This window comes from Parasphingorhabdus sp. (assembly GCF_036963805.1).
In the GTDB taxonomy this organism is placed as follows: Bacteria; Pseudomonadota; Alphaproteobacteria; order Sphingomonadales; family Sphingomonadaceae; genus Parasphingorhabdus.
In genome coordinates this window covers 41,265-54,744 of sequence record NZ_JBALUN010000008.1, presented here as the reverse complement: position 1 = coordinate 54,744, position 13,480 = coordinate 41,265, and the positions used below count along the sequence as shown (strand labels likewise).

The following is a 13,480-nucleotide window of genomic DNA, read 5'->3' as shown; positions in this document are numbered from 1 at the left end:
TGAGAACATAAAGCGAACATAAATACTTGAATGACCTGTTTTAGGTTGCATTTACCACCTCCGCCGCACTCGCGGGACTTGTTACACCCCAATTGCGCCGGACCAGTTGTTCCACTTGCCCCAGGGCCTGGTCAAGATTGGCACGGCAGCGCTTGTGTGTGCGCGGCGTCCCGATAGGGCGCTCCAGTTCGTACACGGTCATCATTCTGAGCGCCGCATGGCTTATTTCTGCGCTTTCCAGTATCGGTACGGGTAACAGAGCAGGGCCGAAGCTCTGCTCCATAATCTGCTGCACCATTGCGTGACTTGGATCATTGGAATCAAATTTTGAGCAGATCAGGCGCACGAAATCATAAGAAACATCAATTCCTGCTTGCCGTATCTGCTCGGTGACCTGTTCCATCATCGAGAGAAACTGTACGGTTGAACAAAAATCGGGTGTGGTTGCGGCTAGGGGAATCAATAACGCATTGGCAGCCTGCATGACCGCGAGGCTAATCGTACCAAGGGCAGGGGGGGGATCGAGCAACACAATGTCATATTGCTGGGCTAGGTCGAGCAAACCGCTCTTCAGTTTGCGGAAACGCGCTGCTAACACTGATCCGCCATCTGCGCCCGATGCAGCTAGCTCGTATTCCACGTCAAAAAGTTCCAGATTGGAAGGGATGAGGTCGACATTTGGCCAGGGTGTGCGCTGGACAGCATAGAGCAAGTCGGTTTGTGTAGGCTCTATTGAGAGATATGGATAAAGCGTTTGTTCGCGGGTGATATTAAAATGAGGATTGAAGCCGAATAAAGTCGTGGTGGTTGCCTGACTATCGCAATCCACCACCAATACGCGGTAACCCAAAACGCCGAAATAATGCGCCAGATGAGTTGTAACAGTCGATTTGCCAACGCCGCCTTTGAAATTTTGAACCGCGATAATCGCCGGTTGATCGAGTGGTGCGCGGGCGGGCGAGGCATCCAGCACTTGCCGCATATTGAGAAGATCTTCGATACTATATCCGGGCCTGCGCCCGTTTTTGGTGGCCGGGGGAGGGGGCAGACGCCCGTCATTCTCCGCCATGCGGATACGGTTTGTTGAACAGCCGAGCAGTTGGGCGGCTTCTGCGATGCCGTAGCGAACTGCCAAACCCTTGCGCGCTTCAGGCAGAAATGCTTTCTTGCGCAGGCGTTCGATCATTCTTTCGCCCGCTTCAGCCATTTCTGCAATTCGGTTCACTTCTGAATTCATTTGGTGTGACGCCTGCTCAATTGAATGACTTTGTGCGCATAATATAGATTTAAGCTTCAGTCGAGTGGTTTCTCGGTGAGTGTCAAACAAAAATACGGCCAGAATAAATCGAAGATATTGGCCAGAAATCGCGTCTCGACCAAAATTCCAGGCAATGATGATAGTGATTTGATGTTTGGGACGAAGGCCTTTCTCCTTTGCGATTGCAAAACCTTCATTGAGCAAAAAGCATCACATCCCAGCAATGGGCCGTTCAAGCTGGCGTCTTTCTGTTTCACGGTCGTTTTTGGCTATCATCTCGCTAAGTCGCTCGGCCAGAACGATCGCTCCTGGTCGGCTGATGCTCGTACGGATGCTTTCCGAACGTGCTTTGCTCAAAAAATCCGGTAGAACATCAATAAGGTCAGCGATAATTTCCACATCGAGATCAAAATATTGCTCCCATTGACCGAAACGGCCCACGGCAAGCAGTGCCCGCATCGGGTCAATGCCAAGCGCGTCAAAAATCAGGTAAAGTGCTGCGTTGTCGATCTGTCTCTGTTCACTGAGCAACCGGCTGATTTTTGATTTACTGATACCTGTTCGTTTAACGAGATCGGCGCTCTTTATGTTGCCGCGAGCCATGACCTCAATAATCAGCGGGAGAAATTTTTGTGGTGTAATACGGGCTTTGGACTGTGCGCGTAACAGTTCTTCGTGATCTTGCTGGTCTTCACGGTAGTCCATCTATGCGACCCCCTTACAGATTTATTACAAGGTAAATTTACTGTACTCAAATGATCAAGCTTTATCTAATTGGGAATTATTAGGATCGGATCGATCCAGCACCTCAGCGCCAGACGCTCAGCTTCTGCAAATCCGATCGTGATGTGCGTCATACGGGATGATTTGCCCGAAGTTTTTCCATATTCGATTGGGTCAATTTGTCAAAACCTTGGACTGATTCGCAGCCATAAGTTGCCTTTCTGACAAAAAACATTCCCTCTATGCCAACTTTTGTTCCCAAAATGGCGATCATAGTTGCTGCGGTGGCAAAACCTGATGTCAAAGTGGGGAATATAGTTGCCAATTTGACAACGATTATTGATTCGCACCTTGAAAAATGAATTTTTGGGCCCTTAATCTGGTCGGTTTACTTAAATGGTATGGTGAACCAGTCGATCAATCGTCATCCCTTGATAGGCGTTAATCACGACGTCGTTAAGAAGGATGATCCTATGAAAATGAATATAGCTTTCCAGAATGGACCAATTCCCTTGGCCTCTATTGTCAAGGCAGCAGCAGTGGCAACGGTGGTTGCAGTCGCCGGATCAGGAGTGGCTATTGCAGGGGCTGATGCGACTTTTAACACTGCTCTGACCTCGTTTACTGGTTTCCTCGAGGGGTCCGGCGGTAAAATCATCACGGTGCTCAGCCTAGCAGGCGGTATTGTCGGCTTGGCCTCGGGGCGCTTCAGCTTGGGGCAGGTCGCCATTCCGGTCGGTGTCGGGGTTGGCGCAGGAACCGGCGTTCCCATCGTTACGGCAGCGGTCACAGCGACCATCTGACCGATCTGCGGACGCTCGCTTTCGGGTGTTCGCTTCCTCGAAGGTGGCGGGGCGATATGGCTGATAAATACGCTATTCCAGCACGGCTCGACGATCCGGAACTGATCGGGTTTTGGACGCTCGATGAATTCATCGCGATGGTCTTGCCGTTCATATGGGGCGTCCTGACGCAGCACATTCTTATCGGGATCATTCTCGGCTTCGGATGTTGGTGGAGCCTACGCAAAGCAAAAGCAGGCCGCGCAGCGTCATGGCTGCTCCATTTGGCCTATTGGTACTTGCCGGGAGGTTTTGTTGGCCTGCGCGCAACGCCACCTTCTTTTCTCAGACTCATGGCGGGGTAGTTCAGATGGATCTTGCACACTCACACATACAATCGCAGCGCGTTCTCAGGCAGCGCAACATGCTTTTGGTCGCTTGCCTTATACTTGCCGGTTTGGCCGCAATTTTAGGAATGCTGGCTGGTTCCCGTGATCGCGAAGTTGTGTTGCAACCGGTGTTGCGCACGCCGCTCACACTTTCAAGTTCAGGTGTCAGCAAAGAATATCTGGAAGCGGTCACGCGCGATGCCGCGGTGTTGACACTTAACCGGACGCCGCAAAGTCTTGATTATTGGATGAATTCCGTTCTCGAGATGGTTCACCCTAGCGCCTACGGCGAGGTGAAGGCCGATCTGCTCAAGATTGCCGAGGATCAGCGCGGTTCGTCCATTGCGCAGTTTTTCACGATGGAATCGTTGAAGGTCGATACCGAAGGTCTTTCGTCAGAAGTGAGCGGTACGCTTCACACCATGGTTGGCCGCCAAGAAGTCTCGGCCGTCCAAAAAACATTCCATTATGGCTGGGTTTACAACGGTCTCAGCCTCAAGCTCGTCCAGTTTGGCATGGTCGAGAAGGTCGAACCTAAAAAGGCGGTGTCATCATGAATACGGTATTTTGGAGCTGCGGGATTGCCTGCGGTTCAATCCTCGCATCACGCGTCTATAGTATATCAGCCAGGTCTTTAGGACTTGGGCTTATTGCGGCGTCTTCTATCGCGCTGTCCAGTCCGGCATTGGCGGATCAGACCTTAATGGCGTCTGACAATGCGCGGGTGGATTGTATCGCGTCTTCACGCGATCTCACGCGGATCAGTTTGGTTGGTGATGAAATCGCCAGCGTGTCCAAGTTGCAGACAGGCAATCCAAACGAAGATTTTTCGGTTGTTAACGAGCCTGTGCGCGGAGACATTTATGTTTCTGTGCCGGAAGGCTTTTCACCCAAGGTTTTGTCGTTCTTTGCGACTTCAAAAAAGGGGTATGTTTACAAGTTCGCTTGCCGTCTTTCCGGAGAGGAAGCGCAGCAGGTGTTTGTGGCCAATCCTGCGATCGCAGGTGAACAGACCGGCGATACCAGAATTGTAGCTGCCGTCGATCCCCAAGAGCAAGCCGTCAAGCTAGTCCAGGCAATGTACACAAGCAGTATTCCTGAAGGTTACCGTATGCGGCAGCCAGTTCGTGCGTCGGTTCGTGTTGGTGATCTTAAAGTGCGGATGATCGCTGAATATAGAGGGAATGAATTTACTGGAAAAGTAATTCGGATTGAAAATCAGGGCAGTGAGCCACTGGTTATCGCTGATGATGTCGTCGCTCCGTCTAATGCCACTGCTGTCAGTATTGCAGAGCCCAACTTGGCACCGGGGGCTTCCACCACTGCTTACATTGTCCAACCTGCTGGAGAAAATTGATGAAATTTATGGATAGGTTTCGGAAGCAAAAAATATCCGATGATACGCCTGAAACCGAAGGCGACGAAGTTTCGCCGGTAGGGCACGCTATGAGCGAAAATGATGACGTTCAGCGAAAGCAGCGTTTGCTTTTGGGCGGCGTCGCTTTGATCGCCCTTGTTGGGGGTGCTTGGTGGGTATTGGATAGCTCTGTCAGCGAGGAAGAGCTTGCGAATAGCGGCATCAAGGAAGTGCAGGTTAGCACCAATGATATGGTGAATAAGAATATGAGCGAACAGGAATGGATTGCTCGCTCTGAAAACCGGTTTGATTCAACCGATAATCGTCTCCGGACTGTCGATGGTCAGCAAGCTCAGCTTGCCGCTATGCAAGAGGAAATGAATGCGCTGCGAGGGCAGAATAGTGCAATGTCCTCCGACGGGCAGCGTGTTTTATCAGCTTACCAATCAGAAAATGAGAGTCTGAAATCGCAGCTTGCTTCGGCGCAGTCTGCCCCTTCACCAGTGGGCGGCCCAAATGGCCTTTATGGTCCAAGCAGTGCTGCTCTGTATCAACAGCCATCTGGACCGGGCGTTGCTGCGCTTCCTGCACCATCGCCGCGCGAAGTGAAGACTGTATCATTTTCAAGTGGGCCAGGGGGCAATGCTGTGCGGGCAGAGCGCGGTACGACGGTATTCTCCGATTCACCTGACTATCTGCCTGCCAACAGCTTTGCGACTGCACGGGTCATTGTTGGCGTCGATGCTAGTGCTGGCGTTTCTTCTCAAACGGATCCCTTGCCCGTTGTTTTGCGTATCACTGGCCCTGCGCGATCAGTGGCTGACAAGGGTCGTGTTCTGACAACTAAGCTGCAAGGCTGTCTCGTAAATGGCGCAGCTCGCGGCGATCTCTCTGCAGAGAAAGTTTATGTGAAATTGCAGCGTATGACCTGCGCGCAGCCAGGCGGGCGCTATGCGGTCAGTGATGTCAAAGGCTTCATTGCTTATGCCGGTAAATCTGGTGTTCGCGGTCGCGTAGTCAGCCGTGAGGGCGGTTTGGTTACTCAGGCATTTTTAGCAGGCCTTGCTGGCGGTTTTGGACGCGGTTTTTCCGCAAATACAGACAGTGTTTTGCAGGGCTCCAATGTCACGGTCAACGGCAAGCGGGATAAGCTCGGATTGGGCGAAATTGCTCAAGGCGGCTTGGGCGAAGGCGTCAGCACAGCTGCCGATACTGTCAGCAAATATCTCATCGAACGGGCGGAACAATATCAGCCTGTAATCGAGATGCCGACCGGCATTGACGTCGAAATCGTGTTTTTGGACGGCGCATACGTCCGCAATTAAAAAAGGAGTTTCTTCACATGGCGAAGTATAATTGGGTCATTGGTGCAAGTCTTATTAGCGTTTTGGTTGCCGGGACTGCTTTTGCGGCAACACAATCTGCTAATGCTACAGTTGAAGCGGTGTTAAAGACCCGGCTTCCAAAAACCGAGTTTGCAAAAGTCGATTGCGAAATTATTGGCAGCATTTGCGAGGTCACTGCGGGTAAATCCATTTTCTACGTGGATAAAAACGCGCGTTATCTCATTGTTGGCCATGTTTTTGATATGGAAACCCGGCAGGATTTAACATCTGCTCGTCTTCTCGAGATTAACCCTGAAGCTCTTCTTGGGGGCGCATCACAAATTTCCAACGATGGCGGCGAGGATCTGGGCTCCTCTCAAGCTGGTACGCCGGTTGCTCGTGATTATCCAATGCCTAAAGCGAGGTTTAAGGCTGGGGCAGGGCGAACAGAACGTGTTTCGCTTGCTTCTTTGCCAGCTTCGGGAGCGATAGAGTGGGGTAGTGGCAAAACCAAAGTCACTGTCTTTACTGATTTACGCTGCGGATATTGCCGCGCTTTGACAGAGCAACTGGAAACCATGGACGTGCGTGTCGTGGAACGTCCAATATCTGTTCTAGGTACGCGCGATATCAGTAATCGTGTCTATTGCGCTAAAGACCGCCCTCGTGCCCTTCATGCCGCTTATGCAGGGAATATTCCTGAATCGGCTAAATGCGATACCAGCGGACTCGATGCCAATGAGCGCTTTGCTCGCGAAAATGGATTTACCGGAACTCCGGTGATCGTTCGCTCCGATGGCGCAGTCCATCATGGCTATCTGCCTAAAGATAAACTTCTTGCGTGGCTGAAAGGAGCAAAGTCATGAGTAATATGCTTTCGCGTAAGGAAATGCGTTCATTAAATCGTGCTTTAGCCAAGCGAACAGGTGGCCGTATTAGTGTTGGCTCTAAGCCAATCACTGTTTTTCAGGGCATTGATCTTTGGAATGCTACCGAGAGTTTTGAGGCTGAATTATCTTGTGTTCCCATGGTCAATCGATCCGGTCAATCCGGTGAAGCGCTTCAATTGTTTTCAGCAGGAGACGGTGCTGGTTTTCGCCGTCTTCTTGGTAGAGGAGCCGGGATAGCGGCTGTAGCTTCCCTTGCTGGTTGTGCAACATTCGGCACGAACGTAAGTGGCGATTTTGCCTGCCGGGCCCCAGATGGCATTTGCGCGCCAACTTCAAAGATCGACGACGAAGCGCTAGCGATGATTAGCGGCGAAAGCGGCATGACGCCTGCTGGGCCATATTTATATGATTCTCCATCTCGCGGTACGGTGACTGCGGCGCGCGAACCAGTTCGTTCTGGCGAAAAAGTTCTTCGTATTGTTTTCCCCGCGCATATTGATGGTTCTGGGCGGTTCCGTGAAGTGACAGCCATTCATGCTGTTGTCGAGCGTGGATCGTGGCTTGAAGCGTCAAACACTTTGGTTGCTCCGCGCGTCGCTGCGTCTGGTGGTGATCGCAGAAAGGCGGCGGCGCAGCTTGCGGCCTCATCTTCGTCCGGTATGCCTACATTAGCTGATATAGCGTCTTCAGCGCCGGAGATGCAGTTTCATGATCCCGTTGCTGCCATTGACGCGCAAAACGCTGAACAGGCGGCGATTGACGCGGCTAATGCTGCCACGACGGTCAATCCAGTGGCTCTTGCTAAAAAGGCTGATACACCGCTGCTAACGGGTCCGCAGCCTGGCGATATAGGTTCTGCAGGTGCTCCGGTTTCAAAGATGGAAGTTCGTGCCGATAAACGCGAAACTGCTGCAATAGATCCGATGGCTGCCATTAAGGCGCAAGTTGCTGGGCGTTTGCAGCCGAAAAGAAAGCCTTCTCGGTTATCAAAAAGGCCCGTTTCAAAAGGTGTGGCGCTTTCTTCTTCGAGCGAGGTTGCCGAATATTCTCTTCCACCGGGCAATGGTGTTTCAGAAGATCCGCAATCCGGCGCATCAATTGCAGCGCAACTCTCACCGGTTAATCGGCCTTCGCTGTTTCCGGTATCGGAAGTAAAACCATGAGTGGGTTTTTTACCGGTCTTTTCGACGCCATGCTGGGAGATGGTATGAAGGCTGACAAGGGTCGGCCTGACGCCGGAATACCTATGCTGGCTCATTGGTTGCCGTATCGCAGTTTTAACGCGAAGACCGGTATTTTTCATAATGCCAGTGCGCGTGAAATTGCTCTTGAGGTAGCGCCCATGGTTGGGGCGGATGAACGCTCTGCTGATATTATTTCTCAATGTCTTTCTGAAGGCGTTCCTGCTGGTGCGACGGTACAGATCGTCAATTTCGCTTCCTCTCGGGTAGGCGGTAAATTGTCCGATTGGTTCGTACCGCGCTATTCGGCTGAGGGCGTGTATGAGCGGATGGCAAAACATCGCACCGATTATCTTTCGGATGGGGTTTGGAATTCGCTTTCGAAGGATGCGCCTTTTCATCTTCGCCAGTTTCGGCTTCTGATCTCTATTGGTATCCCTGATGGTGGAAGCTCGACTGACGAGGAGCTTGTTTCCGTTGCTGAATCGATGATGTCAGCGTTTCGTTCTATCGATGTGTCTTCACGCTTGATTGACCCTGTAAATTTGCTGGCGTTGATCGATGACATTACATCACCGACGACTGCAGCTGGTGATGATCCTATCGATTATAACTCCTTCGATTCCATTGCAGATCAGGCCGTTCGGCGGGACATGGAAGTGCGCCATTTTCCTGATCGCCTCGAATTTCGGACTGAACGTCTTCGGCCGACCGGTGTCGACAAGGATGGTGTGCCCGAGATTGGGGTAATGTACCCGGATACTTTTGAAGTACGATCGTATGCTGTTCGCAATCTGCCGCCGCGCTGGGCTCCGTGGGATTGCGCGCGTTTGATCGGGGATCTGTTTACCGACAAGCTACGTTTGCCTTGTCCTGTAGCAACGACCTTGTGTTTAACTTATCCTGACGCGACTGCTTCGGCCAATAAGGCAGCTTATAAATATATGCGGACATCGAGCCTGTCCGATAGCAAATCATCTCGGTTCTTGCCTCAGTTGAAGGATCAGAGCCGTGAATGGGAAGACGTCCAGGAACAGCTTCGCCAAGGCAACAAATTGGTGAAGGCTTTCTATGGTGTCACTGCGTTCAGCCAGAAAGGTAAGGGGGACGTTCACGAGCGCACTCTGAAATCGATGTATAAGGCTTGTGGATGGGATCTTCACTCTGAGCGGTATATGCAGATGGTAGGGTTTCTCGCGTGTCTTCCTATGACGCTCGGATCGGGACTTATCAACGATTTGGGCCGGATGAAGCGTATGCGAACTATGCTTACAACGACAGCTGCTAATCTTGCTCCTTTCCAAGGTGAATATAAAGGTAGCAACATCCCGCACCTATTGTTGGTTGGAAGGCGAGGGGAGCCTTTTTTCTGGTCCCCTTTTGAGAATGAGGCTGGCAACCACAATGTAGCTGTGTTTGGTAAATCCGGTTCGGGTAAATCGGTTTGCCTTCAGGAGCTTTGCGCCGCATTTTGCGGTGCTGGAGATAACGTCATTGTTATTGATGATGGTCGTAGCTTCGAGCATTCTGCAAAACTTCAGGGCGGCACTTTCATAGAATTCACGCTTGCGAGTGGGTTTTGCATCAATCCGTTTTCCATGATTGATGCTGAAGCTGCGGATGATGATGAAGATTATAAACTTGATTGTCTAGCGATGCTCAAGGCGATGATCAGTCAGATGGCGCGCCATATCGATATTCTTAACGATACCGAACGTGGTCTCATTGATGGCGTTGTCAATGCCGTTTGGAGCGAAAAGGGCAGAGACGGTTCAATTGATGACATCATCGCTGGTTTGCAGGGCAATGGTGACGGAATGTCAATGAGCCTCGCTGTATCGATGCTACCTTTTGGCACCGATGGTACATACGGCAAGTTTTTTGACGGAGAAGCAACCTTCAAACTCGATGCGAATCTAACCGTATTTGAGTTGTCTGATCTTGCTAGCCGCCAAGAGTTGCGCTCTGTTGTGATGACCGCAATTATGTTCATGTCTTCACAGTCGATGCGTAAACTTGATCGTTCGCGCCGCAAAGCATTGATCATGGATGAGGCATGGCAAATGCTCAAAGGTGGCGCGATGGCCGAGTTCGTCGAGACCTATGCGCGTACATGCCGAAAATATGGTGCATCGCTGATTACAGCAACTCAGTCCCTCAACGATTATTACAAGTCTGAAGGTTCGATTGCTGCGCTGGAGAACAGCGATTGGTTCCTTATTTTGCAGCAAAAACCGGAATCTATATCGGATTTCATGAAGCTGGATCGTTTTGAGATGTCTGCCGGCGACGAAACATTGATGCGTAGTCTCAAGCGCAACGGCACAGAATATTCTGATATTATGATTAAGGGCCCGGAAACATTGGCGTCGGGACGTCTTGTTCTCGATCCATATTCAGCAACAATCTATTCGTCCAGTCCGACAGTGTTCGCTCAGATCGAAGAATTGGTACACGAAGGTTTGACGATGGAAGCTGCGATTGAGCGCGTTGCATATCCTGATGACCCGAAGCGCTGGAGTAATGAACAGGAGGCGCCTTTGTTGGTGGCCTCCGAATGATACCTCAGCGGTCCAGCGTTCAGCGGGTAATCCCGCATCATGACTATCAACGAACGCTAGATAGGCAGCTACGTCATGCTAAGATTCAAAGATATCAGAAGCTATCCTTTGGTAACTTAGTCTATGTTGCGTTCCGGCTTATTGGCTGGTTTGCGACCACGCTTTTGATTGGTGCAGGTCTGTTCGTTGTTCTGTTCTTCATGGTAGCAAATGGGTCTTTATTCGGATTTTTCGAACAGCTGAATCTTTTGGGTGGTCATTATGTAGTTGCGCCTCCGGAAGCGCGTGCGGCCTTCGACAGCAAGCTGTATTTTATCGCTGGCTTTGTCTTTCTGCTGACCGGCGCCTTTCGAATGAGTGGGCTTTTATCCATTTTTGAATCAGGAGATTCCGATGACCAGTAACAGTGCTGCTAGCCAATTGCCGTTGGAGGGCTTGGGCAAGACCTCTGAGGTATCATTTCCAGATCAGGCTAAGAACCCTCGCGTTGGCAGTCATAGCGCCACTTCTACTGGTGTGCGGCGGTTTGCAGGTATGACCTATTTGCAATTGGGATTAATTGCATTGGGTTTGTTTGCAGCTATTTGGGGCATGTGGGCGACATCGAAGATTTTTGCCTTAGAGGATCGGCGCGTAGTTTCTGTTCGCCTTGCGTCAATCGTAAATGATTTTGTGACAGCAGAGGCGCGGTCGGGGACGCCCCCTGAGCAGCTTGAGAACAATACACGCGCTTTTATGGGCGCGCTTGACACTGTGCTGGAACAGCGCGCGCAAGAGGGACAGGTCATACTTGTCGGTGAAGCTGTTATTGCTTCTTCCGTTCCCGATGTGACTGATGATGTTCTGGCCGATTTATCGAAGTTGGTAAAAATGCCTTCGCCTGCAGCCATGCCTCCGGCTATGGCGCCTTCAGCTTCGGGCCAAGGTGCGAACATGCCTATACAGCCGGAAGCTCAGGTTTCTCCCGATAGTAGCCAGTCACCTTTTGGGCAGTTGCCTTATCCTGTTGATGGTGGGTCACAGTGATGGCGGGGGAACCGACCATAGACGCTGAAAAAGCAAATCCTGGACGATCCTCTCGCTGGCCGAGCTGGAAGCTACTAGGTTTGATTTTGGCTGTTTTCGTTGGCTGGTCGGCGTTGGATGATTGGTCGGATCGTCATGCCTTCATGATCAATTCTAGTGAATCTCTTCCTAATTGGGCCTTCTTTGTTGAAAAGAACGTGCTTCCCGAGCGCGGACAATATGTTTTTTTTATTGCTCCAAAAACCCCTCTTATTCGCGCTCATTTTGGAGACGATCCCAAGCCGTTCGGCAAGCAAGTTTATGGCGTAGCTGGCGACATGGTTTCGCGTGACGGGAAAATTGTTTCTGTGAACGGAGTAGAAATTGCTGCTCTTAAATCCTTATCGAAGCGGGGAGAGCCTCTCACCGCAGGGCCGGTCGGACGCGTTCCGGATGGTTGTTATTTCGTCGCGACAGCAAGCAAGGACGGATTTGATAGCCGTTATGCTGACATAGGATGGGTTTGCGGCAGTCAGATATTCGGAACGGGAGTACCGGTGTTGTGATCAAAAAGTCCATCATCTCGATATTCCTTTTTACCTTCGCCGCAGCATTTTCCCTGCCTGCTGCGGCGAAGGATTACGGCCAAGTAGGTAAAGTGTTTCCGGTAATTGAGCCCGATTTGCTCTTGGTTATTGCAACTAAACTCAGAAATATGAAAGCCACTGGCAAAATTGATGCCATGAACCAGCTTTTGCGTAAGCGCACCGAAGCTAAAGTTCGCCGTCCGGATCCAGTGGCTGGAATTGAATTAGCAATAAAACCGCGTAGCTGGCTCTATGATCCGTCGATCATAATAGATCACGATATCCGCGACCACAAAGGAACCTTGATATCCGCAGCTGGTAGCCGGGTTAATCCGCTTGATTTCATTGATGTTAATACACCGCTCGTGTTCATCGACGGTGATGATGAAGCGCAGGTTGCTTGGGCTTTGAAACGCTTTGACGACAAGGCGAAAATTATCCTGGTGAAGGGCGCGCCTTTAGAGTTGATGACGAAGCGCCAGCGCCGCTTCTATTTTGATCAGGCGGGCACTTTAACAACCAAATTTGGCATTACGCGCGTTCCCGCTGTTGTTGTTCAAGCGGGTAAGTCGATGCGGATATCTGAAACTCCCGTGAGGAAACAACAGTCATGATAAGTGAGAAAAAAGTTCGCCATAGCATTATTGGAGGGATAGCTCTTAATCTTGTTGTGCAGGCTTTAATGCTGGTTCTTCTCGCTTATTCAGGGGAATGGCGTGTCTGGCGCTTTCTGTTTAACGCTTTCGCGCAGATAGATGCCATATTTGTCTTTGCATTCTTTGTTAATAAGTTTTTTCTCGTCACACCTAAATGGGATGGCGATAATGCCTAGCGCACCTGTATCTGGGATTGTTCACTCTCTCGAGCATAAGCTGGGGGATGCACAAACACACCCCCGTTTGCATGGCCCAGCATTGGTTTTATTTGCCTGCTTGAACGTGGCAGCTCTCGGCATTTTCTTTGCGGTCTTTGTTGGAGTTATCGCCTCGCCGCCGCAGCCAAGAAATGTGATTTATCTTCTCGTTGCGGGTAGTTTTGCCTTTGATGCGCTTGTTTTGGGGCAGTTTTTTTATTGGTCAAGGATGGCGTTGATTGAATTGAAAGCGCGCGATCAATGAATTGGGCAGAGCAAATATTCGGTACGCCGCTTGCCGCTCCTGAAACGGTTTTTATGAGACGCCTACGGTTTGTCTTTATTGGTTCCGCTGGAGCAACCCTTATTGGGATTTTGGCGATAGAAGTTGTTGTTGCTGTTCTTGGCCGCGCCGGTGCTGGTGCCTGCCTTCTCGTTCTCTTGTTAATCGCTGCGTCTTCGGGATTTTGGTTTTTTTTCAGAAAAATCCGGATTGATGATGCCTGGTTGGCTGACCGCGACGCAGAGCGGGAAGGGAATGAACCATGAAAACGTCTTCGTTTAAGCGC

17 protein-coding genes are annotated in these 13,480 nt (G+C 50.8%); 15 read left to right on the top strand and 2 right to left on the bottom strand.

The window, feature by feature from the left end:
• Positions 1–40: 40 nt before the first annotated feature.
• Together V7676_RS15275 and V7676_RS15270 are read right to left on the bottom strand one after the other, a co-directional pair.
• Entirely contained in the window at positions 41–1,237 is a 1,197-nt protein-coding gene (locus tag V7676_RS15275) for an AAA family ATPase (protein ID WP_066746255.1), read from the bottom strand.
• Positions 1,238–1,468: 231 nt separating this feature from the next.
• Positions 1,469–1,963, bottom strand: coding sequence for a helix-turn-helix domain-containing protein (locus V7676_RS15270; RefSeq protein ID WP_066746178.1), 495 nt, complete (start codon positions 1,961–1,963; stop codon positions 1,469–1,471).
• Between the two features lie 491 nt (positions 1,964–2,454).
• Between V7676_RS15270 and V7676_RS15265 the strand changes: the two genes are divergently transcribed.
• From V7676_RS15265 to V7676_RS15195, 15 genes are read left to right on the top strand one after another with little or no spacing between them, the layout of a single operon-like run.
• Positions 2,455–2,784, top strand: a complete 330-nt coding sequence (locus V7676_RS15265) for a hypothetical protein (RefSeq protein WP_066746249.1) — start codon at positions 2,455–2,457, stop codon at positions 2,782–2,784.
• Positions 2,785–2,840: 56 nt separating this feature from the next.
• On the top strand, positions 2,841–3,128 hold the full coding sequence (gene traL, locus V7676_RS15260; RefSeq protein ID WP_066746175.1) for a type IV conjugative transfer system protein TraL: 288 nt from the start codon (positions 2,841–2,843) through the stop codon (positions 3,126–3,128).
• Between the two features lie 5 nt (positions 3,129–3,133).
• Entirely contained in the window at positions 3,134–3,709 is a 576-nt protein-coding gene (locus tag V7676_RS15255; RefSeq protein ID WP_335660474.1) for a type IV conjugative transfer system protein TraE, read from the top strand.
• Positions 3,706–4,509 carry a type-F conjugative transfer system secretin TraK gene (locus tag V7676_RS15250; protein ID WP_335660473.1) on the top strand — a complete coding sequence of 268 codons (804 nt, stop codon included), beginning with the start codon at positions 3,706–3,708 and terminating at the stop codon, positions 4,507–4,509. The genes V7676_RS15255 and V7676_RS15250 overlap by 4 nt, the downstream gene beginning before the upstream one ends.
• Positions 4,509–5,834, top strand: coding sequence for a TraB/VirB10 family protein (locus V7676_RS15245; RefSeq protein ID WP_335660472.1), 1,326 nt, complete (start codon positions 4,509–4,511; stop codon positions 5,832–5,834). Before V7676_RS15250 ends, V7676_RS15245 begins: the two co-directional genes overlap by 1 nt.
• 17 nt (positions 5,835–5,851) lie before the next feature.
• The gene (locus tag V7676_RS15240; RefSeq protein WP_335660471.1) at positions 5,852–6,700 is read left to right on the top strand and encodes a DsbC family protein; all 849 of its coding nucleotides are present in this window, start codon (positions 5,852–5,854) and stop codon (positions 6,698–6,700) included.
• The gene (locus V7676_RS15235; RefSeq protein WP_335660470.1) at positions 6,697–7,887 is read left to right on the top strand and encodes a hypothetical protein; all 1,191 of its coding nucleotides are present in this window, start codon (positions 6,697–6,699) and stop codon (positions 7,885–7,887) included. The genes V7676_RS15240 and V7676_RS15235 overlap by 4 nt, the downstream gene beginning before the upstream one ends.
• Positions 7,884–10,466, top strand: a complete 2,583-nt coding sequence (gene traC / locus V7676_RS15230) for a type IV secretion system protein TraC (RefSeq protein ID WP_335660469.1) — start codon at positions 7,884–7,886, stop codon at positions 10,464–10,466. Before V7676_RS15235 ends, traC begins: the two co-directional genes overlap by 4 nt.
• Positions 10,463–10,870, top strand: a complete 408-nt coding sequence (locus V7676_RS15225) for a hypothetical protein (protein WP_335660468.1) — start codon at positions 10,463–10,465, stop codon at positions 10,868–10,870. Before traC ends, V7676_RS15225 begins: the two co-directional genes overlap by 4 nt.
• Positions 10,860–11,492: a TrbI F-type domain-containing protein gene (locus V7676_RS15220; protein WP_335660467.1), complete on the top strand. Its 633-nt coding sequence runs from the start codon at positions 10,860–10,862 to the stop codon at positions 11,490–11,492. Before V7676_RS15225 ends, V7676_RS15220 begins: the two co-directional genes overlap by 11 nt.
• A complete protein-coding gene (locus tag V7676_RS15215) occupies positions 11,492–12,037 on the top strand; it encodes a S26 family signal peptidase (protein WP_335660466.1) in 546 nt (181 codons plus the stop codon). Before V7676_RS15220 ends, V7676_RS15215 begins: the two co-directional genes overlap by 1 nt.
• Positions 12,034–12,672: a type-F conjugative transfer system protein TraW gene (traW, locus tag V7676_RS15210; RefSeq protein ID WP_335660465.1), complete on the top strand. Its 639-nt coding sequence runs from the start codon at positions 12,034–12,036 to the stop codon at positions 12,670–12,672. Before V7676_RS15215 ends, traW begins: the two co-directional genes overlap by 4 nt.
• On the top strand, positions 12,669–12,890 hold the full coding sequence (locus V7676_RS15205) for a hypothetical protein (RefSeq protein WP_335660464.1): 222 nt from the start codon (positions 12,669–12,671) through the stop codon (positions 12,888–12,890). The genes traW and V7676_RS15205 overlap by 4 nt, the downstream gene beginning before the upstream one ends.
• Positions 12,883–13,176, top strand: a complete 294-nt coding sequence (locus V7676_RS15200; RefSeq protein ID WP_335660463.1) for a hypothetical protein — start codon at positions 12,883–12,885, stop codon at positions 13,174–13,176. The genes V7676_RS15205 and V7676_RS15200 overlap by 8 nt, the downstream gene beginning before the upstream one ends.
• Positions 13,173–13,460 carry a hypothetical protein gene (locus tag V7676_RS15195; protein WP_335660462.1) on the top strand — a complete coding sequence of 96 codons (288 nt, stop codon included), beginning with the start codon at positions 13,173–13,175 and terminating at the stop codon, positions 13,458–13,460. Before V7676_RS15200 ends, V7676_RS15195 begins: the two co-directional genes overlap by 4 nt.
• Positions 13,461–13,480 lie beyond the last annotated feature (20 nt).

Coding starts and splice junctions, on each gene's coding strand:
- V7676_RS15275 (WP_066746255.1), bottom strand. CDS start 1,237: ATGAATTCAGAAGTGAACCGAATTGCAGAAATGGCTGAAGCGGGCGAA.
- V7676_RS15270 (WP_066746178.1), bottom strand. CDS start 1,963: ATGGACTACCGTGAAGACCAGCAAGATCACGAAGAACTGTTACGCGCA.
- V7676_RS15265 (WP_066746249.1), top strand. CDS start 2,455: ATGAAAATGAATATAGCTTTCCAGAATGGACCAATTCCCTTGGCCTCT.
- traL (WP_066746175.1), top strand. CDS start 2,841: ATGGCTGATAAATACGCTATTCCAGCACGGCTCGACGATCCGGAACTG.
- V7676_RS15255 (WP_335660474.1), top strand. CDS start 3,134: ATGGATCTTGCACACTCACACATACAATCGCAGCGCGTTCTCAGGCAG.
- V7676_RS15250 (WP_335660473.1), top strand. CDS start 3,706: ATGAATACGGTATTTTGGAGCTGCGGGATTGCCTGCGGTTCAATCCTC.
- V7676_RS15245 (WP_335660472.1), top strand. CDS start 4,509: ATGAAATTTATGGATAGGTTTCGGAAGCAAAAAATATCCGATGATACG.
- V7676_RS15240 (WP_335660471.1), top strand. CDS start 5,852: ATGGCGAAGTATAATTGGGTCATTGGTGCAAGTCTTATTAGCGTTTTG.
- V7676_RS15235 (WP_335660470.1), top strand. CDS start 6,697: ATGAGTAATATGCTTTCGCGTAAGGAAATGCGTTCATTAAATCGTGCT.
- traC (WP_335660469.1), top strand. CDS start 7,884: ATGAGTGGGTTTTTTACCGGTCTTTTCGACGCCATGCTGGGAGATGGT.
- V7676_RS15225 (WP_335660468.1), top strand. CDS start 10,463: ATGATACCTCAGCGGTCCAGCGTTCAGCGGGTAATCCCGCATCATGAC.
- V7676_RS15220 (WP_335660467.1), top strand. CDS start 10,860: ATGACCAGTAACAGTGCTGCTAGCCAATTGCCGTTGGAGGGCTTGGGC.
- V7676_RS15215 (WP_335660466.1), top strand. CDS start 11,492: ATGGCGGGGGAACCGACCATAGACGCTGAAAAAGCAAATCCTGGACGA.
- V7676_RS15205 (WP_335660464.1), top strand. CDS start 12,669: ATGATAAGTGAGAAAAAAGTTCGCCATAGCATTATTGGAGGGATAGCT.
- V7676_RS15200 (WP_335660463.1), top strand. CDS start 12,883: ATGCCTAGCGCACCTGTATCTGGGATTGTTCACTCTCTCGAGCATAAG.
- V7676_RS15195 (WP_335660462.1), top strand. CDS start 13,173: ATGAATTGGGCAGAGCAAATATTCGGTACGCCGCTTGCCGCTCCTGAA.